The organism is Microbacterium sp. SORGH_AS_0428 (genome assembly GCF_031453615.1).
GTDB lineage: Bacteria > Actinomycetota > Actinomycetes > Actinomycetales > Microbacteriaceae > Microbacterium.
Genome location: NZ_JAVIZT010000001.1, coordinates 2510772 through 2536786, shown reverse-complemented (window position 1 = coordinate 2536786; position 26015 = coordinate 2510772). Strand labels below are relative to the sequence as shown.

The 26015-nt window shown below is 71.0% G+C and carries 24 protein-coding genes; 6 read left to right on the top strand and 18 right to left on the bottom strand.

Annotated features, from left to right (window positions below):
* Positions 1-10 precede the first annotated feature (10 nt).
* From QE374_RS12330 to QE374_RS12320, 3 genes are all read right to left on the bottom strand, one after another.
* Positions 11-1384 carry an FAD-dependent oxidoreductase gene (locus QE374_RS12330; RefSeq protein WP_309735262.1) on the bottom strand — a complete coding sequence of 458 codons (1374 nt, stop codon included), beginning with the start codon at positions 1382-1384 and terminating at the stop codon, positions 11-13.
* 71 nt (positions 1385-1455) lie between these two features.
* A complete protein-coding gene (locus QE374_RS12325) occupies positions 1456-2517 on the bottom strand; it encodes a polyprenyl synthetase family protein (protein WP_309735260.1) in 1062 nt (353 codons plus the stop codon).
* Between the two features lie 48 nt (positions 2518-2565).
* The gene (locus QE374_RS12320; RefSeq protein WP_309736702.1) at positions 2566-3243 is read right to left on the bottom strand and encodes a class I SAM-dependent methyltransferase; all 678 of its coding nucleotides are present in this window, start codon (positions 3241-3243) and stop codon (positions 2566-2568) included.
* Positions 3244-3384: 141 nt separating this feature from the next.
* Between QE374_RS12320 and QE374_RS12315 the strand changes: the two genes are divergently transcribed.
* A complete protein-coding gene (locus QE374_RS12315; protein ID WP_309736700.1) occupies positions 3385-4626 on the top strand; it encodes an isochorismate synthase in 1242 nt (413 codons plus the stop codon).
* A gap of 4 nt (positions 4627-4630) precedes the next feature.
* Here QE374_RS12315 and menD read toward each other — a convergent pair whose 3' ends face one another.
* Both menD and QE374_RS12305 read right to left on the bottom strand, forming a co-directional pair.
* Positions 4631-6403, bottom strand: a complete 1773-nt coding sequence (menD, locus tag QE374_RS12310; RefSeq protein WP_309735257.1) for a 2-succinyl-5-enolpyruvyl-6-hydroxy-3-cyclohexene-1-carboxylic-acid synthase — start codon at positions 6401-6403, stop codon at positions 4631-4633.
* Between the two features lie 7 nt (positions 6404-6410).
* Positions 6411-6788, bottom strand: coding sequence for a PLDc N-terminal domain-containing protein (locus QE374_RS12305; protein WP_309735254.1), 378 nt, complete (start codon positions 6786-6788; stop codon positions 6411-6413).
* Positions 6789-6858: 70 nt separating this feature from the next.
* Between QE374_RS12305 and QE374_RS12300 the strand changes: the two genes are divergently transcribed.
* A complete protein-coding gene (locus tag QE374_RS12300; RefSeq protein ID WP_307322924.1) occupies positions 6859-7125 on the top strand; it encodes a DUF4229 domain-containing protein in 267 nt (88 codons plus the stop codon).
* A gap of 4 nt (positions 7126-7129) precedes the next feature.
* On the opposite strand, the gene QE374_RS12295 is transcribed toward QE374_RS12300, so the two are convergent.
* From QE374_RS12295 to QE374_RS12275, 5 genes are read right to left on the bottom strand one after another with little or no spacing between them, the layout of a single operon-like run.
* Entirely contained in the window at positions 7130-7555 is a 426-nt protein-coding gene (locus QE374_RS12295; RefSeq protein ID WP_309735250.1) for a GNAT family N-acetyltransferase, read from the bottom strand.
* A gap of 13 nt (positions 7556-7568) precedes the next feature.
* Positions 7569-8528, bottom strand: a complete 960-nt coding sequence (locus QE374_RS12290) for a 1,4-dihydroxy-2-naphthoate polyprenyltransferase (RefSeq protein ID WP_309735248.1) — start codon at positions 8526-8528, stop codon at positions 7569-7571.
* Between the two features lie 25 nt (positions 8529-8553).
* Positions 8554-9681, bottom strand: a complete 1128-nt coding sequence (locus QE374_RS12285; RefSeq protein ID WP_309736698.1) for an AMP-binding protein — start codon at positions 9679-9681, stop codon at positions 8554-8556.
* Positions 9678-10580, bottom strand: a complete 903-nt coding sequence (locus QE374_RS12280) for a 1,4-dihydroxy-2-naphthoyl-CoA synthase (protein ID WP_396653334.1) — start codon at positions 10578-10580, stop codon at positions 9678-9680. Before QE374_RS12280 ends, QE374_RS12285 begins: the two co-directional genes overlap by 4 nt.
* 2 nt (positions 10581-10582) lie before the next feature.
* Positions 10583-11380, bottom strand: a complete 798-nt coding sequence (locus QE374_RS12275) for an LLM class F420-dependent oxidoreductase (protein ID WP_309735246.1) — start codon at positions 11378-11380, stop codon at positions 10583-10585.
* 34 nt (positions 11381-11414) lie between these two features.
* On the opposite strand from QE374_RS12275, the gene QE374_RS12270 reads away from it, so the two are divergent.
* Positions 11415-12416 (top strand): o-succinylbenzoate synthase, encoded by a 1002-nt coding sequence (locus tag QE374_RS12270; protein ID WP_309735244.1) that lies wholly within the window; start codon positions 11415-11417, stop codon positions 12414-12416.
* Here the strand turns inward: QE374_RS12270 and QE374_RS12265 are convergent.
* Positions 12400-13023, bottom strand: a complete 624-nt coding sequence (locus tag QE374_RS12265) for a helix-turn-helix domain-containing protein (RefSeq protein ID WP_309735241.1) — start codon at positions 13021-13023, stop codon at positions 12400-12402. The genes QE374_RS12270 and QE374_RS12265 overlap by 17 nt on opposite strands.
* Positions 13024-13161: 138 nt before the next feature.
* Between QE374_RS12265 and QE374_RS12260 the strand changes: the two genes are divergently transcribed.
* Together QE374_RS12260 and QE374_RS12255 are read left to right on the top strand one after the other, a co-directional pair.
* A complete protein-coding gene (locus QE374_RS12260) occupies positions 13162-15930 on the top strand; it encodes an efflux RND transporter permease subunit (RefSeq protein WP_309735239.1) in 2769 nt (922 codons plus the stop codon).
* Positions 15927-17930, top strand: a complete 2004-nt coding sequence (locus tag QE374_RS12255; RefSeq protein WP_309735237.1) for a YhgE/Pip family protein — start codon at positions 15927-15929, stop codon at positions 17928-17930. The genes QE374_RS12260 and QE374_RS12255 overlap by 4 nt, the downstream gene beginning before the upstream one ends.
* A gap of 255 nt (positions 17931-18185) precedes the next feature.
* Here QE374_RS12255 and ccsB read toward each other — a convergent pair whose 3' ends face one another.
* The 7 genes from ccsB to QE374_RS12220 form a co-directional block, all read right to left on the bottom strand.
* Positions 18186-19196, bottom strand: coding sequence for a c-type cytochrome biogenesis protein CcsB (ccsB, locus tag QE374_RS12250; RefSeq protein ID WP_309735236.1), 1011 nt, complete (start codon positions 19194-19196; stop codon positions 18186-18188).
* A gap of 4 nt (positions 19197-19200) precedes the next feature.
* Positions 19201-21000 (bottom strand): cytochrome c biogenesis protein ResB, encoded by a 1800-nt coding sequence (locus QE374_RS12245; RefSeq protein WP_309735234.1) that lies wholly within the window; start codon positions 20998-21000, stop codon positions 19201-19203.
* On the bottom strand, positions 20981-21715 hold the full coding sequence (locus QE374_RS12240) for a cytochrome c biogenesis protein CcdA (RefSeq protein WP_309735232.1): 735 nt from the start codon (positions 21713-21715) through the stop codon (positions 20981-20983). Before QE374_RS12240 ends, QE374_RS12245 begins: the two co-directional genes overlap by 20 nt.
* The gene (locus QE374_RS12235) at positions 21712-22320 is read right to left on the bottom strand and encodes a TlpA disulfide reductase family protein (protein WP_309735230.1); all 609 of its coding nucleotides are present in this window, start codon (positions 22318-22320) and stop codon (positions 21712-21714) included. The genes QE374_RS12240 and QE374_RS12235 overlap by 4 nt, the downstream gene beginning before the upstream one ends.
* Complete coding sequence (locus QE374_RS12230; protein WP_309735229.1) at positions 22317-22946, bottom strand: histidine phosphatase family protein; 630 nt, start codon at positions 22944-22946, stop codon at positions 22317-22319. Before QE374_RS12230 ends, QE374_RS12235 begins: the two co-directional genes overlap by 4 nt.
* A 56-nt stretch (positions 22947-23002) precedes the next feature.
* Positions 23003-23683, bottom strand: a complete 681-nt coding sequence (locus QE374_RS12225) for a DedA family protein (RefSeq protein ID WP_309735227.1) — start codon at positions 23681-23683, stop codon at positions 23003-23005.
* A 114-nt stretch (positions 23684-23797) separates the two neighbouring features.
* Positions 23798-24295, bottom strand: a complete 498-nt coding sequence (locus tag QE374_RS12220; protein ID WP_309735225.1) for a DUF6264 family protein — start codon at positions 24293-24295, stop codon at positions 23798-23800.
* A gap of 46 nt (positions 24296-24341) precedes the next feature.
* Between QE374_RS12220 and aspS the strand changes: the two genes are divergently transcribed.
* Positions 24342-25685 (top strand): aspartate--tRNA(Asn) ligase, encoded by a 1344-nt coding sequence (gene aspS / locus QE374_RS12215; RefSeq protein ID WP_309735222.1) that lies wholly within the window; start codon positions 24342-24344, stop codon positions 25683-25685.
* Positions 25686-26015: the final 330 nt, after the last annotated feature.

The following is a 26015-nucleotide window of genomic DNA, read 5'->3' as shown; positions in this document are numbered from 1 at the left end:
GGCCATGACCTCACTCGCCGCGCGAGATCGCCACCATCTCGTCGCGCGGCACGACCTTGATGCGTGCGCGCTCGGCCGGGGCACCGAGGGCGATCTCGTGCTCGTCGAGCCGATGCCACCCCTCGAGGTCGGTCCAGCGCACGCCGCGCTCGGCGAGCAGGGCGGGGATGGCCTCCGGGGACGCGTCCTCGGGCTGCCACCACGACGCCTGCCCGTTGTTGAGGTGGCGCACGGTCTCCATGGCGTCGGACTTCGTGTGTCCGATCAGGCCCACCGGTCCGCGCTTGATCCACCCGGTGGCATAGACACCGGGCACGACCTCGTTCGAGTCGGGGTGGAGCACCTGGCCCTCGAGGTTCGGAATGACGCCGTGGCGCTCGTCGAACGGGACACCGGGAAGCGGCGAGCCGAAGTAGCCGACCGCCCGGTACAGCTGCTGGATCGGGACCTCGCGCAGCTCGCCCGTACCGGCGACACCGCCCTCTCCGTCGGGACGCGTGCGCTCGTAGACCAGCGCGGCGACGCGGCCCGCCGCATCCTTCTTGACCTCGACGGGCTTCGCCCAGAAGTGCAGGTGCAGGCGCCGAGAAGCCTCACCGCCAGCGCCGTTCGCGCCGGGGCGGGTGCGCCACTCCTGCAGCACGCGATCGATGACCTTGACCTGCTTGTTGCTGGCGATCGCGGCGAGCGACGCCTCGTCGTAGTCGAAGTCCTCGTCGTAGACGACCATGTCGACGTCGCGCAGCTCGCCGAGCTCGCGCAGTTCGAGCGGGGTGAACTTCACCTGCGCGGGGCCGCGGCGGCCGAACACGTGGACGTCGGTGATGGTCGAGGCCTCCAGCCCCGCGTGCACGTTCTCCGGGATCTCGGTCGGCAGCAGATCGATGGCGTGCTTGGCGAGCATGCGCGTGATGTCGAGGGCGACGTTGCCGTTGCCGATGACGGCGACCGAGGAGGCATCCAGCGGCCAGGTGCGCGGCACGTCGGGGTGCCCGTCGAACCAGCTCACGAAGTCCGCGGCGCCGTAGGAGCCCGCAGCGTCGATCCCGGGGATGTCGAGGTCAGCGTCGCGGATCGCGCCGGTGGCGAAGATCACGGCGTTGTAGTGCTTCTTGAGGTCGTCGAGGGTGATGTCCTCACCGAAGCGCACGTTGCCGAACAGGCGGAGGTCGCCGCGGTCCAGCACGTCGCGCAGCGCGCTGATCACGCCCTTGATCCGGGGATGGTCGGGGGCGACGCCGTAGCGCACGAGGCCGTAGGGGGCGGGGAGGTGCTCGAACAGATCGATCGAGACGTCGAACGCCCGCTCGGCCTTCAGCAGGATGTCGGCCGCGTAGATACCCGCGGGTCCTGCGCCAACGATGGCCAGCCGGAGCTTGGTCATGGGAGTCCTTTCGAGGGGTACGACGGCGTCGGTGGCGACGCCTCGGGCGCTCTGTGTCGCAGGCGCGAGGATCAGCTGCTGCGGTCGGCGACCGCGTCGGCGAAGCGCGTGAGCGCCTCGCGCACCGCACCGCGCGGGAGCGGCTCGAGGGCTGCGACCGCCGCGTCCGACCATTCGTGTGCGAGCGCCAGGGTCTGCTCGGTGGCGGCGTGCTCGCGCAGCTCGGCCAGCGGATCGTCCAGCAGCGCCGGGTCGGCCCCGTCGGCGATCTGCGCCACGCCGGCGTCGATGCGCGCGAGCAGGTCGACGGATGCCGCATCGTCGAGGCGTCCGAGCAGGAGATACGGCATGGTCGGCACGCCCGCGCGCAGGTCGGTGCCCGGCACCTTGCCGGTCTCGGCCGCATCCGCGGAGAGGTCGATGACGTCGTCGAGCAGCTGGAAGGCCACGCCGACCTTCTCGCCGAAGGTCAGCAGCGGCTGCTCGTAGGCGAGGGGCGCGTGCGAGAACAGGACTCCCGCCTGCGCGGAGGCCGCGATGAGCGAGCCCGTCTTGTCGCTCAGCACCTGCAGGTAGAAGTCGACAGGGTCATCGCCCGCCTGGAGGCCGACGGTCTCGTGCATCTGCCCGAGAACGAGCCGCTCGAAGGTGTCGGCCTGCAGCTTCATCGCCTTGTCGCCCAGGCGCGACATGATCTGGCTCGCGCGGGAGAACAGCAGGTCTCCGGTGAGGATGGCGACGCTGTTGCCCCACACGGAGTGCGCGGCGGGCACGCCTCGGCGCACGTCCGCACCGTCCATGACGTCGTCGTGGTAGAGCGATCCGAGGTGGGTGAGCTCGAGAGCGGATGCGGCGTCGATGACCTGCTCGTTGACGCCGTCGCCCAGCTGGGCGGTGAGCACCGTCAGCATCGGGCGCACGCGCTTGCCGCCGGCCTCGTAGAGGTAACGGCTGGTGGCATCGGCGAGCGCGTCGGCCACGTGCAGCTCGTCGGCGAGGTGGGTCTCGACCTTGGCCAGGCCGTCTTCGACGGTCTTCTGCAGTCGGCGGGAGACCGGACCGGCGAAGACACGGTCGGCGAGGCCGAGTCTGCTCGCGAGGTGCGCGCCAGGCGCAGAGGGGCTCCGTGTCACTCTTCTAGCCTACCCGCGGGCCGGAGAGGCTCGCCCCGCTGCGGACCCTCAGTTCTGTGTGGACTCGGCGAACGGTGCGCGCGCGCGGTGCAGCGCCACGATGCCGAACGTCAGGTCGCGGTGCGCGACATCGACCCACCCCGCATCCCGGATCCAGCCGCTGAGCGTGCGCTGGTCGGGCCAGTCCTTGATCGACTCGTTGAGATAGTCGTAGGCGTCCGCGTTCGAGCTGACGCCACGCGCCACGACGGGCAGGACGCGGTCGTTGTAGAAGCGGTAGAGGCCGGCGAAAAGCGGGTGCGGCGGGTGTGAGAACTCGCAGACGACGAGCCGGCCACCGGGCTTGGTGACGCGTCGCATCTCGGCGAGCGCCGCGTGCGGGTCGTTGACGTTGCGCAGGCCGAACGAGATCGTGACCGTGTCGAACGACGCGTCCTCGAACGGGAGGGCGGTGGCATCCGCCTCCTGGAAGGTGAGGTTCATGATGTGCCCGTGACGCCTGACGCCCTCGGCGATCATCCCGGGCGAGAAGTCGGCGGCGACCACCTCTGCGCCGCTGCGGGCCAGCGCCACGGCGCTCGCGCCGGTGCCGGCGGCGAGATCGAGGATGCGCTGCCCGGCGCGTGGCGCGATGGCGCGGGTCGCCGCGACGCGCCACAACCGGTCGTTGCCGAGACTGAGCACCGTGTTGGTGCGGTCGTAGCCGGCGGCGACCTCGTCGAACATGCCGCTGACACGGCCCGGATCCTTGCCGAGGTCGGCGCGGTGCTGGTCAGGGCTCTCACTCACGCCACCAGCCTAAGGCGTGACCCTGCAGCCTTCTCGCTGAGCCCTCCTCGAGCGGGGCGAGTCTAGGCTGGGAGGGTGATTCGTGCCTCGCGCCCTCGGCTGCTGGTCGAGACCCGCGAGATCGACCCGATCGACGATCTGCTCGCCTTCACCGACCCCGCGCGCCCGCTCGTGTGGCAGCGCCGGGGCGAGGGCATGGTGGGTCTCGGCGAGCCGCTCGCCCTGCCTTTCGCCTCCGACGCCCGCGCGCGCGCCGACCGCTGGCGCGAGCTCGCCGCCGCCGCCGTCGTCGACGACCCGCTCGAGATCCCCGGCACGGGCCTCGTCGCCTTCGGCGCCCTGCCCTTCGACCGCCGCTCCGAACGAGCGGGCGCCCTGCTGGTTCCTCCCGTCGTCATCGGACGCCGCGACGGGCGCTCGTGGCTCACCCGCATCAGCTGGAGCGACGATGCCGCCCTCGCTCCCGCGGCGACGCCCTACGGCGCCCACTGGTCGGCGACCCTCGGCCCCGGCCGCCAGCATCCCGCCGGCTACATCGCGTCGGTGCGCGAGGCCGTCGCGGCGATCGCGGCGCGCGAGGTCAGCAAGGTCGTGCTCGCGCGAGACCTCGCCGGCACCGTTCCCGCCGGCTCCGACCTGCGCCGCCTCGTTCGCGCCCTCGCATCCGGCTACCCCGACACCTGGGCCTTCGCCGTCGACGGGCTGATCGGCGCCAGCCCCGAGACCCTCGTGACCGTCGAGCAGGGCACGGTCACCGCCCGCGTGCTCGCGGGCACGACGGCACGCGGCGCGGATCCGGACACGGATGCGGCGGCCGCCCTCGCCCTCGCGACGAGCACCAAGGATCAGGACGAGCATCAGTTCGCGGTGCGCAGCGTTCTGGCCGCGCTCGACCCCCACACCCGCGCGCTGCGATCGAGCGAGCAGCCGTTCACCCTCAAGCTGCCGAACGTCTGGCACCTGGCGACCGACGTCGAGGGCACGCTCTCCGACACGGCGTCGTCGCTGGATCTCGTCGCGGCACTGCACCCGACCGCCGCCGTCGCCGGCACGCCGACGCAGGCGGCGCTCGATGTCATCCGCCGCCTGGAGCCCTTCGACCGCGGTCGCTACGCCGGACCGGTGGGATGGATCGACCAGGCCGGCGACGGCGAGTGGGCCATCGCCCTGCGCTGCGCACAGTTCGACACCCCCGACTCGGACGGCGATGTCTCCCTCACCGCATATGCCGGTGCGGGCATCGTGGCCGCGAGCGATCCCGAGTCCGAGCTGCTCGAAACTCGGGTGAAGTTCCGTCCGATCGTCGAAGCGCTGGCCTGAGCGCTCAGCGCTCCAGCGGCACCTCGATGAGCTGCCGGCCGCCGGCGGGAGAGGTGAGCGCCTGATCGAGCGCGGCACGCGTCGTGATCCGGCGGTACTCCCACCCGTAGGCGAGAGCCAGATGCTCCAGTCGCACCGACTGCGGCGTGTACTGCACGCGGTCGATCGCGGCCGCATCCGCGACGCTCGCGACTTCGAGCCCGTCGAAGATCGTGCCGCCGCCGTCGTTGCCCACGATGACCTGGATGCGCGGCTCCGCCTCAGCCGCCGGCAGCAGCAGGGCGCCGACATCGTGCAGGAGGGCGAGATCTCCCAGCAGCACGCGGGTCACGCCGGGACGCCCCTCGTCCTGGCTCGCGATCGCCACGCCCGTCGCGGTCGCCACCGTGCCGTCGATGCCGGCGAGCCCGCGGTTGGCGTGCACCGGGACCTTCTTGCCGCCGAGCACCTGATCGGCGACGCGGACGAGTCGGGAGGACCCGAAGACCAGCCGGTCGTGGGGCCAGCTCGCGCGCCACACGGCATCCACGAGCGCCGCGCGATCGAGCGGGGCGCGCAGCACGTCGAGTTCCGCAGAGACCGCCGACAGCCGCTCGCGCGGGACGGCGGAAGCGAGCCCGTCCGCGTCGGGCGCGGGTGGCGAAAGGTCGACCGATGCGGCGCGGGAGGCACGCATCCACTCCCCCAGCCACGCGCGGTCGGCGTCGCCGGGCTCTACGGCGACCGCATCGACGGCGGTCGTGCGGCCGTTGAGGTTGAGCGGCTCGCCCGGCCCGCGGACCGCGATGACCTCGACGTCATCGCGACGAAGCAGAGCGGTGACCTCGCGGCTGAGCGTCGGGTGTCCCCACACGACGGCACGCTCGACGCGTCCGCCGAGCTCGGGATCCGACAGCGCCTGGCGGTAGCCGTGCACGAGCAGGCGCCCGAACCGGGCCCCGCTGACGATCTCGGCGATGAGCGGCCAGCCGCCCTCGTGCGAGACGCGCTCGGCATCGCCTCCCGCATCCGCCCCCGCGATCACGACCGTGCGCGGCCCGCGGGCCAGCAGCAGCGGAGCGGGTCCGGGCTCTTCGGGAACGTCGGACTCGCCGATCCCGCCGCCGCCCTGGTAGAGCGCCCCGGACACGGGCTCCTCCTCCCGCGCGGCGGACGATTCGTCGGCGCCGGAGACGGCGAACCACGCGGGAAGAGCACCCGCGAGCGGTTCGCGCAACGGCAGGTTGACGTGCACGGGACCGGCGGGGCGGGTGCCGGCACCGAGGGCGGCGTCGAACGCGTCATCGGCGAGCCGGCGGAACATCCGGCTCTGTTCGGACGAACCGTCGGCGTCGATCGCGTCGGGCACCGGCGCGTCGATGTCGAGACGCGTCGCGGGCTGGAACAGCCCCGGTTGCCGCGTGGTCTGGTTCGCTCCGACGCCGCGCAGCTCCGGCGGTCGATCGGCGGTGAGAAGCAGTAGCGGAACACCCGCGTGGTGCGCCTCGAGGGCTGCCGGCATCAGGTTCGCGACAGCGGTTCCGGATGTGCACACGACGGCCGCAGGGACACCGGATTCCCGCCCGATCCCCAGGGCGGTGAAACCTGCGACGCGCTCGTCGATACGCACGTGAACCCGCACCCGACCCGATGTCTCGGCGGCTGCGGCGACCAGTGCCAGCGCCTGCGATCGCGAACCGGGGCTCACGACGATGTGCTCGACGCCACGCTCCATCAACCGTGCGATCAGCGCCGCAGCCGCATCCGTCGCCGGCGCGCGGCCGGCGTCCTCGGACATCGTCATCTCAGCGCGGCTCGTCCTCGTCGGGCCGATGCGGCGCGGGCCGCTCGGGCGCACCGGGCGCCTGCTCGTCGGAGTCGAGCTGAGCCAGCTCCTCCTCCAGACGGCGGATGCGCTCGTCCTGATCGCTGATCGAGCCGATCGTGCGGAGGAAGTCCGGATCGTCGTCGGGTGCCCGGCGCACCGGCGCCGCGTTCTTGCGCGTGCGCCCGGTCACGAACCACAGGATGCCGCCGACGACGGGCAGCAGGATCACGATGACCATCCAGGTGCCCTTGCTGACGCCGCGGTGACGCGAGGCCGGTTGCACCGCGCAGTCCACGACCGTGTAGACCCAGAAGACGACGGCAACCAGCGCCAGAATGAGCAGGAGCCGGACCATTCCCCCATCCTAGGCCGCGTGGCCTGCACGGGCCCCGAGAGCGCCGACGGTCCACGCGTAGGATGAGGGGGTGAAGGCCCGTCCCGCGATCGTCTATTCGGTGCTGCGCGTTCTCGCGTTCCTCGTACCGTTCGCGATCCTCATGCTCTTGCCCGTGTTCCAGGAGCTGTACTGGCTCGCGGCCATCTTCGCCGCCCTGATCGGGCTGAGCTTGTCGATCCTCTTCCTGCGCCGGCCCCTGGCCGAGGCGACGGCCGATCTCGGCAAGCCGCGCGAGCCCCGCCGCCCGCTCGGTGCCGACGACGCCGAGGCTGAAGACGCCGCATCCGGCGACTGAGTCCTCAGCTCTCGCGCACCTGACGCGAGCCGGGCCTGACCATTGCGGTCGCGTCAGGGGTGTCGAAGCCGAACTGCCGGTACAGGCCGTGCGCGTCTCCGGTGAAGAGGGTCCAGCGAAACTCCGCCCCCGGCCCCTCGTCGATCATCGTGCGCACGAGGATCTTGCCGGCGCCGGCGCCACGAGCGGCGGGATCGACCACCACATCCGCCAGGTACGCGTCGTTGACGCCGTCAGAGACGGCGCGTGCGAAGCCGACCTGCGCCCCGGTCGCCTCGTCGTAGACGCCGACCACGCGCCACGCCCCGTCGATCTGCTGCTCGATCTGCTCCCGCGAACGCCACCGATGCCAGTACACCTCGCTCGAGAGCATCCGCCAGATCCAGGCACGATCGAGCCGTGCCGGATCGACATCCGCGACGAAGACCATCTGCGTCCGCCGCTCAGCCGTGAAGAGCCCAGAACACGAGCGCCGCGTACGCCAGCGAGCCGAGCGAGGTGAGACTCAGCGCAACGACCAGTTCCTTCGGCTCGCGATACGTCCACACGATCAGCACCGCGGGAAGCACCAGCAGCAGCACGAGCAGCGTGAGCCATGCCGGCGGGTAGAACAGCGCCAGGAAGATCGAGATCGCGAAGGGCACGAGCACGATCACGGTGAACAGCACCTGCGTCGCCCGCTTGCCGATCCGCACGCTCAGCGTCTTCTTGCCGGCCTTCTTGTCGGGCTCGATGTCGCGCAGGTTGTTGGCCAGCAGCACGGCGCAGGCGAACAGACCCGCGGCGACCGCACCGAACCAGGCCTCCTGCGGCAGCGCCTGCACCTGCACCCAGGTCGTGCCGAGGGTCGCGACGAGACCGAAGAACACGAAGACGACGACCTCACCCAAACCGGCGTATCCATAGGGCCGTTTGCCGCCGGTGTAGAACCAGGCCCCGACGATGCAGACGGCGCCCACGGCCAGGAACCACCACTGCTGCGTGCGGATGGTGAGCGCGAGCCCCGCGAGCGCGGCCAGAGCGAAGAAGGTCAGGGCGACGATCAGCACCGTGCGCGGCTTGGCCTTGCCTGCGCCCGTCAGGCGAGCGGGGCCGACGCGGAAGTCGTCCGTGCCGCGGACGCCGTCGCTGTAGTCGTTGGCGAAGTTCACGCCGATCTGCAGGAGCACGGCCACGGCCAGGCAGCCGAGCGCGAGCAGCCAGTGCAGGGCGTTGTCGATCACGAGGGCCGCCCCCGTGCCCAACAGCACCGGCGAGACGGCCAGCGGGAGCGTGCGGAGCCTCGCGCCCTCGATCCAATCCCCCACGCCGGCACGCCGCACCGGACGCGGACCGACCTGCGCGCGCGCCTTCTGGGGGTTGCCCGAGACGCCGGGTCGCTTCTTCCTGGTCTTACTGGCCACGAGCAGTAATCCTATTGCGACGCTCTCAGCGCTCGACGAGCGCCCGCAGTGCGCGGCGGTCCGGCTTGCCGCTGGGAAGCAGCGGAATGCTCTCGACGATCTCGATGCGATCGGGTCGCGCCGGTGCTCCGAGTTCGGCGCCGACCGCCGAGCGCACCTCGTCCAGACGTGCGGATGCGGCCGCATCCGGCGACACGACGACGACGGGCGACTCGCCCCAGCGCTCGTGCGCCGCGCCCACCACGACCGCGTCCGCGAATCCGGAGAGCCCGCGCACGACGCGCTCGACCCGGTCGAGCGAGACGTTGACCCCGCCGGAGACGATGACGTTGTCGAGACGGCCGGTGACCCGCAGGCGTCCGGCCTCGAACGAGCCGGCGTCTCCCGTGCGGTACCAGCGCATCCCGGCATCGTCGCGCACGAAAGCGGCAGCCGTGCGCTCGGGGTCGTCGCGGTACCCCTCGGCGAGCACCGGCCCCGACAGCTGCACCTCGCCGTCCGCGATCCGCACGCGCACGCCGTCCAGCGGCACGCCGTCGTACACGCATCCGCCGCTGGTCTCACTCGCCCCGTAGGTGCGCACGATGCGCGCCCCGAGCGACGCGGCCCGCTCGCGAACGGCATCCGGAAGCGCCTGTCCGCCGACGAGGATCGCCTCGAACGAGGCGAGGGCGGCGCGCACCTCCAGAGCGTCGGCCGCCGCGATCAACTGATTCACCTGCGCCGGAACGAGAGAGGTGTAGGTCGGCGTGCGCGCGCCGCCCGCGGCCGAGGCCATGCCCCGCGCGGCGGCGATGAAGCCCTCCACCGAGAAGTGGCCCTCGAGGATGGCCGGTTCGTGGCCGGCCAGCAGCGAGCGCACGAGCACCTGCAGCCCTGCCACATAGGTCGCAGGCAACGCCAGCAACCACGCACCCTCCCCGATCCGCGCGGCGGTGGAGCTCGCACTCGCGATGAGCGCGCTGCGGCTGAGCAGCACGTCCTTCGGGTAACCGGTGGACCCGGAGGTCGTGACGACCGCAGCGACCCCCGCCGGCACCGGCACGGACGCTGCGCCACCGAGGTGCACGGCCGGGCCGGCACCGTCGAGTGCCGCCCGCACCGCGCCCAGCACCCCGCGGGCGCCGGGCGCCGACGGGGGCCGGGCGGTCAGTAGTGCCACGGGTACGGCGACCAGTCCGGCTCGCGCTTCTCGAGGAACGCGTCCCGGCCCTCGACAGCCTCGTCGGTACCGTACGCCAGACGGGTCGCCTCACCGGCGAACACCTGCTGGCCCACGAGCCCGTCGTCGACGGCGTTGAAGGCGAACTTCAGCATCCGGATCGCCGTCGGCGACTTGGTGAGGATCGTGCGCGCCATCGCGATGGCCTCGCGTTCGAGCTCGGCGTGCGGCACGACACGGTTGACCGCGCCCATCTCGTAGGCGCGCTGAGCCGAGTACTCCTCCGCCAGGAAGAACACCTCGCGCGCGATCTTCTGCCCCACCTGGCGGGCCATGTACGCCGACCCGTAGCCCGCATCGAAGGAGCCCACATCCGCATCCGTCTGCTTGAAGCGTCCGTGCTCGGCCGAGGCGATCGACAGGTCGGCGACGATGTGCAGCGAGTGTCCACCGCCTGCCGCCCACCCGGGGATCACGGCGATGACGACCTTCGGCATGAAGCGGATCAGGCGCTGCACTTCGAGGATGTGCAGGCGCCCGGCCCGTGCGGGGTCGACGACCGTCGCCTGGTCGTCGGAGTACTTGTAGCCGTCGCGCCCGCGGATGCGCTGGTCGCCGCCGGAGCAGAAGGCCCACCCGCCGTCCTTCGGGCTCGGGCCGTTGCCCGTGAGCAGGACGACCCCGATGCGGGGGTTCTGGCGCGCCGCATCCAGCGCGCGGTAGAGCTCGTCCACCGTGTGCGGGCGGAAGGCGTTTCGCACCTCGGGTCGATCGAACGCGATGCGCGCGATGCGGCCGTCGCGCGAGACGTGCGCGGTGATGTCGGTGTAGGAATCCGCCCCGGGGGCGAGTTCCCACTCCGCCGGGTCGAACAGCTCGGAGACGCTCACGCTCAGCCGTTCTTCGCGTCGCGCCAGCGCAGCCAGCGGCGAGCGATCTCCGGGTCGTAGTCGGGGCCGTTGAGACCGAGCGTGAAGGTGCGCACGCCCGCGGCGAAGAGCGCGTCGGCGTACTCCTCGTCACGATCCTTGAGCTCGTTCGAGATCACCAGATTCGAGACATCGCGGCCCTCGGTCTCAGCCCACTTCTCGATCACTCCGATCTTGTGCGCGATGTCTTCCGGCGCGACGAAGCTGTGCCAGATGTCGGCATGACGCGCGACGAGGCGCAGCGTCTTCTGCTCGCCCGCACCGCCGATGAGGATCGGGATGCGGCGGGTCGGCGCCGGGTTCAGCTTGTCCCAGCGGGTCGTCACACGCCCGAGGCCGTCCGCGAGGTCGTTCAGCCGCGAGCCGGCGGTGCCGAACTCATAGCCGTACTCGTCGTAGTCGCGCTGGAACCAGCCCGAGCCCGTGCCGAAGATGAATCGTCCCTCGCCGCCCTTGGCGCTGATGTGGTCGATCGTGCGGGCCATGTCCGCCTGCAGGTCGGGGTTGCGGTAGCTGTTGCAGTTCACGAGGGCGCCGAACTCGACGCGCTCGGTCTGCTCGGCCCAGGCGGCGAGCATGGTCCAGGACTCGAAGTGCGCGCCGTCCGGGTCGCCGAACAACGGGTAGAAGTGGTCCCAGTTGAACAGGATGTCCACGCCCATGTCCTCGAACCGCACCACGGCGTCGCGGATGTCGGAGTAGGTGGCGTGCTGCGGCTGGAGCTGGAGGCCGAGGCGGACCGGAGTATCGAGAAGAGGCATGCCGTCAGCCTACGACCGCCAGCACAATGGAGCGGTGACACTCACCATCGCCGACATCCGCTCGAACCTCCACGTCGTCGCCCTTCCGCTGCGTACCCGCTTCCGCGGCATCGAGGTGCGCGAGGCGCTCCTGTTCGAGGGGCCCGCCGGGTGGGCGGAGTTCTCCCCCTTCGCCGAGTACGGCGACGACGAGGCGGCGACCTGGCTGGCCGCGGCGATCGACTTCGCCGAGAACCCGCAACCGGATGCGGTGCGCACCCGCATCCCGGTCAACGCCACCGTTCCCGCCGTCGCCGCATCCGCGGTGGCCGAGGTCCTCAGCCACTTCGACGGCTGCCGCACCGCGAAGGTGAAGGTCGCCGAGGCAGGCCAGACCCTGGCCGACGACATCGCACGCGTCGCCGCCGTGCGCGCGGCGATGGGGCCGGCCGGCCGCATCCGCATCGACGCGAACGGCGGCTGGAACGTCGACGAGGCCGAGCACGCACTGCGCGAGTTGGCCGAGTACGACCTCGAGTACGCGGAACAGCCGTGCGCGAGCGTGTCGGAACTCGCCGAGCTCCGCTGGCGCGTGCATCGTTCCGGCATCGACATCGCGGCCGACGAGAGCGTACGCAAGGCCGCGGACCCGCTGCTCGTCGCCCGCGAGCAGGCGGCCGATCTCCTGGTGGTGAAGGCCGCGCCGCTCGGCGGTGTGCGCCGGGCGCTGCGGATCGTCGCCGATGCGGGGCTCCCCGCCGTGGTCTCCAGCGCGCTGGACACCTCGGTGGGGCTCGGCATGGGGCTCGCGCTCGCCGCGGCGCTGCCCGAGCTGGATCACGACTGCGGGTTGGGGACCGCTTCTCTGCTGGCGGCCGACGTGACCGCCGAGCCGCTGCGCGCCGTCGACGGGGCGATCGAGGTGCGGCGCGCGGTGCCGGACGCCGACCTGTTGGGCAGGTATGCCGCTCCGCCCGCCCGCCGCGAGTGGTGGGTAGAGCGCCTCGAGCGCTGCTTCGGGCTTGCGAGCGGGTCCGGTCTCACTCCGAGTCGGTGACCGCCGCCGCCAGCGTCGCCGTGCGCTGGGTCAGCAGATCCTTGGCGGCCAGGGGGGCGAGGCCCGAGATCACCGCGAAGGCGCAGGTGGCGTCCCAGATATCGAGCACCAGGCGCGCGAACTCGATCGCCGGGATGCGCAGCCGCAACCGGTACGCATCCGCGACATCGGCGACGAGCTCCGCGACCCGCTCCGCCATGGCGGCTTCCCAGGCGAGGTAGGCCGCGGCGAGCCGTTCGTCGCGCATCGCGTTCGTGCGGATCTCGCTCATCAGCACGACCCCCGTAGGCCCGTCGGTTCCGACGTCGAGGATGCTCGTGACCAGCTCGGCGACGGTCCGGTGAACCGACGCGTCCTCGCCGAGCTCTCGCACCCGCTCGGTGACCCGCTCCAGCTTCTGATCGGCGACCTGCTGCATGAGCCCCAGCAGCAGCTCCTCCTTCGAGGCGAAGTTGGAGTAGAAAGCACCACGCGTGAAGCCGGCGCGCTCGCAGATCGCCTCCACGGATGCACCTTCCAGGCCCAGTTCGGCGAAGACCTCGGATGCGGCCGCGAGAAGCCGCGCACGGGTGTTCTCGCGGCTGCGGGGCACGGCAGGCTGCGTCACGATCTCTCCTTCCACCACATCCATGTGGCTTTCATCGATCGCCCAGGTTCACCACGGAGGCGACTCTAGGATACACAGTTGTATCGGATACACTCCCGTATCGAACCCGCCCGATCACTTCGACCCACGGAGGCGCTGGTGTCCACGCTCCTGTACTCGCTCGGCCGCTGGTCGTACCGTCGCCCGTGGCGCGTCCTGATCGCGTGGCTCCTGCTGCTCGCCCTGGCCGGCGGCGGCGCCGCGGTGTTCTCGCAGGGCACCGACAACAGCTTCTCGATCCCGGGCACCGAGTCGCAGGCGGGCCTGGAACAGCTGTCGCGCACCTTCCCCCAGGTCAGCGGCACCAACGCCCAGTTCGTCGTGGTCGCCGCCGATGGCACGAAGATCACGGACGACGACTACCGCACGCGCATCGAGGACACGATCTCGACGATCGAGAAGCTCGACGGCGTGCTGGCGGTGACCGACCCCTATGACGCGTCGATCACCGGCAGCATCTCCGACGACGACAGTGCGGCGATCGTGCGGATGCAGTTCAACGGTCAGGTGACCGACGTGCCGGAATCCACACGCACCGATCTGCAGTCCACGGTCGACGCGCTGGAGCCCGAGCTCCCCGCAGGATCGCAGGTGGCGCTCGGCGGCGACCTGTTCGCCGTCTCACTGCCGGGCGTCACCGTCACCGAGCTCGTCGGCCTGCTCATCGCGCTCGTCGTGCTGATCGTGACCTTCCGCTCGTTCGTCGTCGCGGGGCTTCCCCTGATGACGGCGATCCTGGGGGTCGGCCTGTCGATGGCGCTCATCTTCGTGGCCACCGCATTCGCCTCGGTGTCCTCGACGACGCCGCTGCTCGCACTCATGCTCGGCCTCGCGGTGGGCATCGACTACGCGTTGTTCATCATCTCCCGGCATCAGGATCAGGTCCGTGAGGGCGCGGACCCCGAGGAGTCCGCGGCCCGGGCCACCGGCACGGCCGGCTCCGCCGTGCTCTTCGCCGGGATGACGGTGCTCATCGCACTCATCGGCCTCGGTTTCGCCGGCATCCCGTTCCTGACGACGATGGGTGTCGCGGCCGCGGTGGCCGTCGCGATCGCCGTGCTGGTGGCCGTCACCCTGACCCCGGCGATGCTCGGCTTCGTGAAGGGCCGCGTGCGCGGCTGGAGCAGACGCGACCGGCGCCCGGCTGTGGATGCGGCCGCCCCCGCCCGACGCGGCTTCTCGGCGCGGTGGGTGGCCATGGTGACACGCCACCCCGTCGTGACGACGGTCGCGGTCGTGGCGGCGCTCGGGGTGGCGGCCATCCCGGCGACGAGCCTCGCGCTCGCCCTCCCCAACGCAGGTCAGCTGCCCAAGGGCGACGCGGCACGCGTCGCGTACGACCTGACGAGCGAGCACTTCGGCCCCGGCGCCAACGGGCCGCTCATCATGACCGGGACGATCGTGACCTCGACCGACCCGCTCACCCTCATGAAGGACCTCGGCGACGAGATCTCCCGCATCCCGGGCGTGAAGGAGGTCGCCCTCGCGACCCCGAACCAGGCCGCCGACACCGGCATCGTGCAGATCGTGCCGGAGACCGCCCCCGACGACCCGGCCACGGCCGAGCTCGTGCGGGAGCTCCGCGCCCAGCACGACCGCCTCCTCGACGAATACGGCGTCGATCTCCAGGTCACCGGCTTCACGGCCGTGGCCATCGACATCTCCGACCGCCTGTCGGCGGCTCTGCTGCCCTTCGGCATCTTCGTCGTCGGACTCTCCCTCATCCTTCTGATGATCGTCTTCCGCTCCATCTGGGTACCGGTCAAGGCCGCTCTCGGCTACCTGCTCTCGGTCGCCGCCTCGTTCGGCGTCGTCGCGGCCGTGTTCGAGTGGGGCTGGTTCGCCGACCTCCTGCACGTGGCGCGTGTCGGGCCCGTCATCAGCTTCATGCCGATCGTGCTGATGGGCGTGCTGTTCGGTCTCGCGATGGACTACGAGGTGTTCCTCGTCTCCCGGATGCGGGAGGACTTCGTGCACGCCCGCCGCGACAACCCCGATCGTCCGGCGCGAGAGATCGCACTCGAGGCCGTGCGCAGCGGCTACACCGCATCCGCTCGCGTGGTGACGGCCGCCGCCATCATCATGTTCGCGGTGTTCGCGGCCTTCGTCCCCGAGGGCGACTCGAACCTCAAACCGATCGCGCTCGGGCTCGCGACGGGAATCGCCATCGACGCGTTCCTCGTGCGCATGACGCTCGTGCCCGCCGTCATGGCGCTGCTCGCAGACAAGGCCTGGTGGATGCCGAAGTGGCTGGAGCGCGTCCTGCCGCACTTCGACATCGAGGGCGAGGCCGTCGAACGGGAGCTGTCGCTGCGCGAGTGGGCGAGCAGCGGCTCGGCCGTCGTCGTCGCCGACAAGCTCGCGCTGCGCACCGAGGCGAGGCCCGTGTTCGGGCCGGTGGATGCGACCGTCGGCCCGGGCGAGGCGCTCGTGGTCGCGGCAGAGGATCCCGCAGCGACGCACGCGCTGACGCTCGTCCTGGCGGGCCGGCTGAGCCCGAGCGGCGGCCGCCTCCGGGTCGCGGGCCACCTGCTGCCCGAACGCGGCGCCTGGGTGCGGGCGCGCGCCGGGATGGCGCTGCTGGCCACCGCATCCGACCCCGTCGACGACCTCCGACACGCGCTGTCGGGCTCGCCCGCGGTCGTCGTGATCGACGGCATCGACCGCCTCGAGCGACTGCCCCACACCGAACGCGACACGGCACTGGCGCTGCTGCGCGACGCCGCGGCGCGACAGCTCACGCTCGTCGCCACCGCCGTGGGGTCCGCATCCGACATCGCCGCCGCACGCACGCTGCTCACCGACGCCGGGTACCGCACCGGCGAACCCGTCACCCTTCCCACGGCTCCCGCGGAGGTGCTCGCATGACCGTCCCCATCGAACGCTCCCACGCCCGACGTCCCGTCACCTGGTTGACGGTCCTCGGGATCGTGCTGCTGCCCGTCGTCATCGGCGGGCTCCTCGTGGCGGCCCTCTACAACCCGGTCGAACGACTCGAGAACATGTCGGCCGCGATCGTGAACGACGACAAGCCGGTGGAGATCGACGGGCAGCTGGCGCCGCTCGGACGCCAGCTCACCGCGGGTCTCGTCGAGGGTTCGTCGGACGTACCGAGCAACATCGACTGGACGATCTCCAACGACGAGGATGCGGCCGCGGGTCTCGCCGACGGCACCTACAGTGCGGTCATCACGATCCCCGAGAACTTCTCCGCCGCCGCCACCTCCACCGCCCCCGGCTCGACCCCGGAGCAAGCGACGATCTCGGTCGAGAGCGCACCGGACGGACGCGTGGTCGACCAGGCGATCACGGCGCAGATCACACAGACGGCCGCATCCGTGTTCGGCAGCGCCGTCTCGAAGCAGTACCTCACGAACGTGCTGCTCGGGTTCACGACCCTGCACGACCAGCTGGGTGACGCGGCGAGCGGCGCGCAGCAGCTGGCCGACGGCTCCGCGAGCGCCGCACACGGCGCGAGCGAGCTGTCCAGCGGCGTCGGTCAGCTTGCCACGGGCGCCGACCAGCTCGCCTCCGGCGCCTCGCAGGCCGCCACGGGAGCGGCCGCACTGCCCGGGGGCGCGCAGCAGCTCGCATCCGGTGCGCGCCAGCTCTCCGACGGCGCCGGCACCCTCGCGGTCGGCCTCGATGCCGCATCCCGCGCCGTCGTGAACCAGGACCTCAAGAACGCGGCCGCCGCCACGACGACGGCCGCGAACAGCGCGCTGACCCAGACGCAGACCCTGGGCACGACACTCGGCGGCCTCGTCCAGGAGTGCGCCGTGACGTACGGCCCCACGGCGCCCCTGTGCGCCGAGCTCGCCGCGACCATCGGCGACGCCAAGAACCCGACCCCCGGCACGGTGGCGGGGATCGGCACGGCCGCGGGGACCGCCGCGGGCTACGGCCAGGGCACGGCCGACGGCATCGACAAGCTGATGACGGACACGAGCGCGGGCATCGCACAGGCCGCCGCCGGTGCGCGCGATCTGCAGTCCGGTGCCGGCGGTCTCGCCACCGGCGCCGACCAGCTCGCGGCGGGCGCTGCCCAGCTCTCGGGCGGCGTCTCGCAGCTGGCCGGCGGGGCGAGCGCCCTGGCGAGCGGTGCAGACCAGGCATCCACCGGCGCCGTGTCGCTCGCCGACGGCGTGAACCAGCTCTCGAGCGGTGCAGGCTCGCTCGCGAACGGACTGGACACCGCGGTCGACCAGGTCCCGACCTACACCGACGAGCAGGCGCAGCAGACCGCATCCGTCGTCGCCGAGCCGGTTTCGGCGCAGGGAATCGGCTCGAACCTGTTCGGGGCGGCGGCCATCCCGCTGCTGACCGCCCTGGTGCTCTGGTTCGGCGGTCTCGGATCGTACGTGGCGTTCCAGGCGGTGTCCGCCCGGGCACTCACGAGCCGCCGATCCTCGGTGACGCTCGCACTGCGCGCCTTCGCACCCGGTGCCGTCCTGGGCGCCGTGCAAGGTCTGCTCGTGGCCGGCGTCGTGCAGCTCGCAGCGAGCTACGACTGGGCGGACTGGTCGATCTTCGCGGCGATCTGCGTGGTCGCCGGCGTCGCCTTCGCCGCTGTCAACCAGGCTCTCGTGGCCGTCTTCGGCGGCGCGGGTCGGTGGATCGGCGCCATCATCGGCGCCTTCGTCGTGGCGACGGGGGTCGTCTCCACGGTCCCGGGCGTGCTGACCTCGATCGCCTCGGTGCTGCCGGTGCAACCCGCCTACGCCGCGATGCTCGGCGCTCTCACGAGCGCCGGCGGGGTGACGGCCGGAATCACCGTCCTCGTCGTGTGGCTGCTGCTGTCGCTCGTGGCGACGACGATCGTCGTCTCCCGTCGCCGTACCGTCTCGGCCCGCGCCGCCCTCGCCTGACCCGGGGCCGGCCGGCACGGGCGGTCACCGGTGGCGGGGCGCCGCCCGCGCGTGCCCCTGAGCCGGCCGCCACGCCCGGTCGGAGAAACGCACCCCCGTCGGAGAATCAGCGCCGCATCCTCCGACATTCGGCCGATTCTCCGACGCGGGGGCGCGGGACGCCCAGACGCGGGGATGCGGGCAGCGCCCCGCGCCGCACAGCAGCGTGCCCCGGCCGCCCGAAGGCGCCGGGGCACGAGGTGCAGGGGATGCGGGTCAGCTGAGGCCGCTGTAGACGTGCAGGCCCTTGAAGAAGAGGTTCACGATCGTGAAGTTGAACATCACGGCGCTGAAGCCGATGATCGAGAGCCACGCCGAGCGCGTGCCGCGCCATCCTCGCGTTGCGCGGGCGTGGATGTAACCGGCGTAGAGCACCCAGATCACGAAGGTCCACACCTCTTTGGTGTCGAAGCCCCAGTACCGACCCCACGCGTCGTTGGCCCAGATGGACCCGGCGATGAGGGTGAAGGTCCAGAAGATGAACCCGACGATCGCGAACCGGTAGGCGAGCGACTCCAGCGCGTCGGCACCGGGGAGGATGCGCAGGAACCGCGGGCCGGTCTTCGCGTCGGCGGCGGCCGCCTTGCGTTCGCGTCGCGCCTGCAGCAACTGGGTCACCGAGAGCGCGAAGGCGAGCGCGAAGAACGCCGTCGCCAGTGAGGCGACGAACACGTGCACCACGAGCCAGACGCTCTTCAGCGGGTCGGCCAGCGGCACGACATCGACGTGGAGCAGCGTCGCCCAGCCCATCAGCACAGCGACCAGTCCCGTGATGAACGCGCCCAGGAAGCGCAGGTCGTAGCGGAACAGCACACCCAGATACACGGCGACGATGAGCACCGTGCCCGTCAGAGCGAACTCGTACATGTTCGACCACGGCACCCGCTCGGCGGCGATGCCGCGCAGCACCGCTCCGGTCACGTGGAAGAGGAACGCGAGCCACGTCAGCGACGTGCCGATGCGCGCCCACACCGGACGCGAGCGGTCGCGTCCGCGTGCGGAGAGGGATGCGGCGGCGCGCTCTTCGCTCGCGCGCACCTGCGAGATCGTCTCGCCGCCGGCGCCGACGAGCTCACGCTCGCGCACGTGGGCGTCCTGCCGGTCGACGGCGTCGGCGGAGCGGCGGGCGAGGTCGATCGTGTACGCGATGAACGCGAGGGCGTAGATCGCGACCGCCGTCCAGACGGTGAGCAGCGAGACCGCGTCGAGCGAGAGCTGTTCGGGCATGGGGTCAGTCTACTTTCGGGTGTGCGTCGGGGGTCGGCCGATTCGCGTCGATGATCTCGCCCTCTGCAGCCTCGGCGAAGGCACGTCCGTGCCGATCGGCGAGCTGGTCGACCGCGACGGCGATCTGCGGGTCCTCGCCGCGTGCGAGGCCCGCGTACTCGATCAGCAGCGCGCCATCGCGCGGGGTGACCTTCACCCACATCCGGCGGCGGGGCACGAACAGCGCCAGCAGGAGCGCGGCGAGCGCGATCACCGCGAACAGCAGCACCCAGGGCGCGCCGACGTCGTGGTGGATGGAGAGCGAGACGAATCGCGGTACGGCCTGGGAGTAGTCGGCGCCCGGCGAGCCAGAGTCCAGGGTGCCGTCGGTGACCTCGTTCTGGCCCGGGTCGGCCGCGTTCTCGAACGTGATCGTGCCGAGGCCGTTCGGCAGATCGGTCGTCTGTCCCGGAAGCAGCTGGATCGAGGACTTGTCCGTGTCGATGCCGGTGAGCTTGGTCATCCCGGTCGGATCGAGGGTGTAGACCGAGCGGGGCGTGCCGTCGTCGATGCCGAGGTCTCCCTCGTAGACGTCGAGACTCAGCACGGGATAGATCAGATCGGGATAGACCGACGTGTACGCTCCGGTGTCCAGCGGTTGCGCGGTCGGATAGAAGAACCCGACGAGCCCGAGCTGTTGCGGCATCCCGTCGGCGATCTTGACCACGCCGAGCGAGGTCATGTTGTTGTTCTGGGGCAGGAAGGGCACGGCGTCGCGGAACACGACGTCGCCGTCGGCGTCGCGCACCGTGACGATGGGTGCGTAGCCGTTGCCCATCAGGTACACGCGGTCTCCGGCGATGTCGAGCGGGTGGTTGACGCGCACCTCGCCGTCCTGCGGTTCCTGGCCCGGCAGCTGCGTGGTCACGTGCGCCACGAAGTCGCCGGCCTGCCCCGCTGCCGCGGTGCCGGAAGGCTGATAGGTCACGTCGAACTTGTTGAGGGTGATCGAGTACGGCGAGAGCTGGTCGGCGTCGACGAAGCGTCCGGGGTTGAAGGACGAGTAGTCCGTCAGGGCGTTCACGAAGCTCGTGCCCTGCACCATGGCCCGCTGACCGGTGTAGGTCAGCGCGCCGCCGACGCCCACCGCGATGAGCACACCCACGAGGGCGATGTGGAAGAGCAGGTTGCCCGTCTCGCGGAGGTATCCACGTTCGGCCGACACCGACAGCGCGCCGCGGCCGTCGTAGCGCTCGACGCGGTAGCGGGCGGTGCGCAGCTGCGCCGAGGCCGAGGCGACCGCGTCCTCCGCCGCGGCGTCGACGTCCGTGCCCTCGGGCAGGCGCACCACGATCTCGCGGTGGTCGTCGAGGCGCGAAAGGCGCGCGGGCGTGCGCGGCGGGCGCGCGCGCAGCGCCTTCCAGTGGTGGCGCGTGCGCGGGATGACGCATCCGATGAGCGAGATGAACAGCAGGATGTAGATCGCCGAGAACCACGGCGAGCTGTAGACGTCGAACAGCTTGAACCAGTCGAGCACCGGGAAGAGGTCCGGGTTGTCGGACCGGAACTGCGTCACGCCGTTCGGGTCGGCCGAGCGCTGCGGGAAGATCGAGCCCGGAACCGCGGCGATCGCCAGCAACAGCAGCAGCACGAGGGCGGTGCGCATGCTGGTCAGCTGCCGCCATCCCCACCGCATCCACTCGATCGGCCCGAGGCGCGGCGACGTCACATCGTCGTCGCGCGCCGGAGCGGGACGGCCGTCGACGTGGTCCGACGGCCGGAGCGGCTCCGAGACGTCGGCTCGATCAGATGGGGAGCGGGACATTGACCAGCACCCCCTGCAACTGCGACATGAGTGAGCTCCAGACGCCGGTGACCATCAGCACACCGAGAACGATGAGCAGGACGCCGCCGAAGATGTTGATGGCACGGATGTGGCGACGCAGGAACGACACCGACTTGCTGGCCCAGCCGAAGCCGGCCGCCAGCAGGAGGAAGGGGATGCCGAGCCCGAGCGAGTATGCGAGTCCGAGCACCGCGGCGCGGCCGGGGTCGCCCATGTTCCACGACAGGGCGAGGATCGTCGCCAGCGTCGGGCCGATGCACGGCGCCCAGCCGATGCCGAGCGCGAGGCCCAGCAGTGGCGCACCCACGAGTCCCAGGTTGCCCCGGACGTTCGGCTTGAAGGTGCGCTGAGCGAAGCCGAACAGGCCGATGAAGATGAGCCCCATGATGATCACGACCGCGCCGAGCACGCGCGTGATGATGCCGGAGTACTCCAGGAAGAACCGGCCCAGCGAGCCGCCCAGCACCGTCATCGCCATGAAGACCACCGTGAACCCGGCGATGAACAGAAAGACGCTCAGCAGCAGGCGCCCGCGCCCCTTGCGACCGGATGCGGTACCCGCCGCCCCGCCGAGGAAGCCGAGGTAGCCGGGCACGAGCGGGAGCACGCAGGGCGAGAGGAACGACACGAGCCCCGCGGCGAGCGCCACCGGGATCGCGACCCAGAGCGCTCCTTCGGCGACGATGCCGGTCACGAACCCTCCTTGAGCGCGTCGCGCACGAGCGTCGTGAGGATCGAGGCATCGCCGAGCTCGCCGACGATGCGTGCGGCGACCCGGCCCTGCTTGTCGAGCACGAGGGTCGTCGGCGTCGCGGTGAGCGGGGTGGCTTCGGCGAACGACAGCTTGAGCTTGCTGTCGTCGACCGCCATCAGGCTGGGGTAGCTGATGCCGTTGTCCTTAGCGAAGGATGCGGCCGTCGGCGCCTGGTCGTAGGTGTTGATGCCGAGGAACGACACGTTCTCGCCCTTCAGGTCCTCGTACGACTTCTCCAGGCGCGGCGCCTCGACGATGCACGGACCGCACGCGGCGTACCAGAAGTTCACGACGAGAACCTGGCCGGCGTAGTCCTCGTTCGTCACCGTCTTGCCGCTGTCGCTCACCCCCGTGAACACGATGGGGTCGGAGCGCTCCGCCGGCGGGGTCTCGACGATCGGCACCCCGTCGGCACCGATGTAGCCCTTGTTCGAGCCTTCCCGGTACTGGTCGGCGAGGGAATCGTTGGCCGAGCAGGCGGCGAGGCTGACCGCGAGCGCGCCGGCGATCAGTGCTGCGGCGAGGCGGCGGGGACGAAATCTCATACTGCTCCTACATCGACGGCGCCTTCGGCGGATGCGGGCTCCGCATAGGCGATCTCGCGCCAGGCCCCCGGGCCGCCCTCGAAGCTCGTCACGCTCGACAGCGCGCAGCGCCGGGCGCGCGGGTCGTGGCGCAGAGGCAGACCGGCGATCGCGAGGTGGGTCACCCAGATGGGCAGCTGGTGGCTGACGATGACGACGTCGCCCGCGGGAACAGAGTTCCGCGCCTTGGCCATGGCCCGCTGCATCCGCGCGACGACCTCGGCGTAGGGCTCTCCCCAGCTCGGAACGGAGGGACGCGTCACGTGTCGCCAGTTCAGGGGGTTGGCGAGTGCCCGCCGCATCCGCTTGCCCTCGAACACGTTCCACGGCTCGATCACATCGGGGTCGACGACGGGCTCGAAACCGAAGAGTTCGGTGAACGGCTCAGCCGACTCCCGCGTGCGCTGCAACGGCGAGCAGACCAGCGCGGTGAGGGGACGACCCTCGGCCTGCACGTGCTCCGCGGCCTGGCGCGCCATCCGACGACCTGCCGCGCTCAGCCGGAACTCGGGCAGCCGACCGTAGAGGACACGGCCGGGATTGTGGACCTCGCCATGGCGCACGAGGTGGAGGCGTTCGGCGGGCACCCCCCGATTTTACGTGGATGCCGGATATGAAGAGACTGAGCGTCAGCTGGTAGCGGTCACTCGCGGGCGTCCACGCGGCGCCGGTGCGCGAGCAGCGACCGCACCCGCGCGTAGACGAACCACGCGACGCCCGCCGCGACGCCCACGATCACGATCACCTGGAACACCTCGGCGTACTGCTCGACGATGTGCCACGACTCGCCGAGGAAGTAGCCGGCGAGCACGAAGATCGCGTTCCACAGCAGGCTGCCGGCGGCCGTCAGCAGCACGAAGCGCCACAGCGGCATGCGGGTCACGCCCGCAGGGATCGAGATGAAGCTGCGGAACAGAGGCACCATCCGCCCGAAGAACACGGCCTTGCCGCCGTGCTTGTGGAACCAGGCGACCGTGCGGTCGATGTCCTCCGGATGCAGCAGCGGCACCTTCGCCGCGACCCGGCGCAACCGCTCGACGCCGAGCCAGGCACCGATGCCGTAGAGGGCGAGCGCACCGACCACGGAGCCCGCCGTCGTCCACAGGAGCGCCTCGGCGAGCGTGAAGCCGCCGCGACTGGCCGTCACCCCCGCCATCGGCAGGATCGCCTCGCTCGGCAACGGGGGGAAGACGCTCTCCAGGGCGATGGCGATCCCGGCTCCGATCGGACCGATCCACTCCATCAGCCCGACCAGCGCGTCCATCAGCTGACTGAGCCAGGATTCATTCGACGAGGCGCGGACAGGCAGGGCGACCTGGGTCATCGGGGTCCTCGAGACTCTCGGTGATCGGGCGAAGGATGTCGTGCGTCGCGCACACGGTATCCGTCCCCGGTGAACCGCGGCTGGGAAACAGCCCGCGGCCTCATCGCCGCCGCCTCAGACCGCGGCCCAGAGCAGGAAGGCGCCTACGAGCCAGCTCAGTGCGGCGAGAACGCTTCCCGCCAACGGCACCCAGAAGGCACGGCGACGCACGACCAGCAGGAGCACGGCGGAGAATGCGGTCAGCACGAAGACGATCCACGGCACCGTGAGCATGGTCCACACTCCGCCCTGCAGGAGTTCCGTGCGGCACACGCGTCCGTCGGCACCGCATCCGGTGGAGGAATCGGCCAGCAGGAGAGCGAGCGTCGACGCGACGGCAGCGACGGCGGCGGTCGCGACCAGCAGCACGGTCGTCAGGGCGACGTCCCACGCCTTCCGCCGCCGACGGGCGGACGTGCTCCCCGCGTCGCGCTGCGGCTGCGGGGCGGCGCGCTCCGGGCGCGGGGCCGCATCCGTACGGTCGGCGGCCGGCGCCTCGTCGGAGCCGACGCGGAACGACTCGGGCGGCAACCGGAAGATCGCGGGTTCCTCGCCGGGGCGCTCACTGCTCACGCGGCCATCGTACGGGCGCAGGGCACGGCCCGTAGACTGCTCTCTCGTGAGTGAACGCGTTCTGGTCAAGCAGCTGAAGTCCCTCCCCGCGGGAGGTGTCTCGGTGTCCGGATGGGTCGAGACCGTCCGCGATCAGAAGAAGGTGCAGTTCGTCATCCTGCGCGACGAGACCGGCGCGGTGCAGCTCGTGAACCCCGCGACCCGTGAGCTCGCCGAGGACGCGACGAGCGAGCAGGCCGCGGCGCTCGCGCTGACCGAGACGATCTCGAACCTCGCGACCGGAACGTTCCTGACGGTGACCGGCGAGCTCAAGCACGACGAGCGCGTCAAGCTCGGCGGCGTCGAGATCAAGATCGCGTCGCTGGAGATCGCGGCGGCCGCGCTCCCGGAGACGCCCATCGCCGCCGACAGCGGCCTCGACAAGCGCATGGACTGGCGCTTCATCGACCTGCGTCAGCGCCGCAACAACCTGATCTTCCGCATCCAGACGACCCTCGAGCACGCCATGCGCACCTACTGGGTGGAGCACGACTACGTCGAGATCCACTCGCCCAAGCTCATGTCCACGCCCGCCGAGGGCAACGCGGAGTTGTTCGCGCTCGAGTACTTCGGCGACCAGACGGCGTACCTGGCGCAGAGCCCGCAGCACTTCAAGCAGATGGCGCAGGCCGCCGGATTCGGCAAGGTGTTCGAGATCGGCGACGTGTTCCGCGCCGACCCCAGCTTCACCAGCCGCCACGCGACCGAGTTCACCTCTGTCGACGCCGAGCTGTCGTGGATCGACTCCTACGAGGATGTCGCCGCGATGCAGGAGGAGCTGCTGGTGGCCGCCTTCACCGCGGTGAAGGAGAAGCACGGCGACGAGATCAAGGAGCTGTTCGACATCGACGTCGTCGTGCCGACGCTCCCGTTCCCCCGCATCCCGCTCGCCGAGGCGCGCGAGATCGTGAAGGCGCGCGGCTACGACATCCCGCGCACCGACGGCGACCTCGACCCGGAGGGCGAGCGTCAGATCTCCGCGCACGTGCGCGAGACGTACGACCACCAGTTCGTGTTCATCACGGACTACCACCCCGAGATCCGCCCGTTCTACCACATGCGAAACGCCGAGACCGGGCTCACGAACAGCTACGACCTGCTGTTCAACGGCACCGAGATCACGACCGGCGCGCAGCGTGAGCACCGCATCGAGGTGCTCGAGGCACAGGCGCTGGAGAAGGGCCTGTCGCTCGAGGGCCTCGAGCACTACCTCGACTTCTTCCGCTACGGCATCCCGCCCCACGGCGGCTTCGGCATGGGTCTCGCCCGTGTGCTGATGCTGATGCTCGGCCAGGACTCGATCCGTGAGGTGACCTTCCTCTTCCGCGGGCCCACGCGCCTCGCCCCCTGACCCGGCGCCGCGCTCGGCCCCATCCCGGTGCCCGAGTTGCGACGCATGTGAGCAGATGCGCCACTTCTGCGCAGCCGCGACAGGTTGATCCTGTGGCAGGTGCGCAGAGGTGGCGCTCGTGCATTGCGGCGGATGCGGCGGATGCGGCGGATGCGGCGAGCACAGGATGCGGCGACCACAGGGTGCGGCGACCCCGCCGCCGGGGCCCACCGCACTCGCCACGCTGCGTACACGGCCCGTTCACCGCTGCTGCCGACCCCCGTCACCGCCCCCTCATAACTTCCTCTCGTCCCGATGTGTGGCGCGCTTCGCGCGCGAGCGCATCGAATC

Coding starts and splice junctions, on each gene's coding strand:
- QE374_RS12245 (WP_309735234.1), bottom strand. CDS start 21,000: ATGTCCCGCTCCCCATCTGATCGAGCCGACGTCTCGGAGCCGCTCCGG.
- QE374_RS12275 (WP_309735246.1), bottom strand. CDS start 11,380: ATGCCTCTTCTCGATACTCCGGTCCGCCTCGGCCTCCAGCTCCAGCCG.
- QE374_RS12225 (WP_309735227.1), bottom strand. CDS start 23,683: ATGACCCAGGTCGCCCTGCCTGTCCGCGCCTCGTCGAATGAATCCTGG.
- QE374_RS12320 (WP_309736702.1), bottom strand. CDS start 3,243: ATGTTCGACGAGGTCGCCGCCGGCTACGACCGCACCAACACGGTGCTC.
- menD (WP_309735257.1), bottom strand. CDS start 6,403: ATGTCCGAGGACGCCGGCCGCGCGCCGGCGACGGATGCGGCTGCGGCG.
- QE374_RS12295 (WP_309735250.1), bottom strand. CDS start 7,555: ATGGTCTTCGTCGCGGATGTCGATCCGGCACGGCTCGATCGTGCCTGG.
- QE374_RS12255 (WP_309735237.1), top strand. CDS start 15,927: ATGACCGTCCCCATCGAACGCTCCCACGCCCGACGTCCCGTCACCTGG.
- QE374_RS12330 (WP_309735262.1), bottom strand. CDS start 1,384: ATGACCAAGCTCCGGCTGGCCATCGTTGGCGCAGGACCCGCGGGTATC.
- QE374_RS12235 (WP_309735230.1), bottom strand. CDS start 22,320: ATGAGATTTCGTCCCCGCCGCCTCGCCGCAGCACTGATCGCCGGCGCG.
- QE374_RS12305 (WP_309735254.1), bottom strand. CDS start 6,788: ATGGTCCGGCTCCTGCTCATTCTGGCGCTGGTTGCCGTCGTCTTCTGG.
- ccsB (WP_309735236.1), bottom strand. CDS start 19,196: ATGCCCGAACAGCTCTCGCTCGACGCGGTCTCGCTGCTCACCGTCTGG.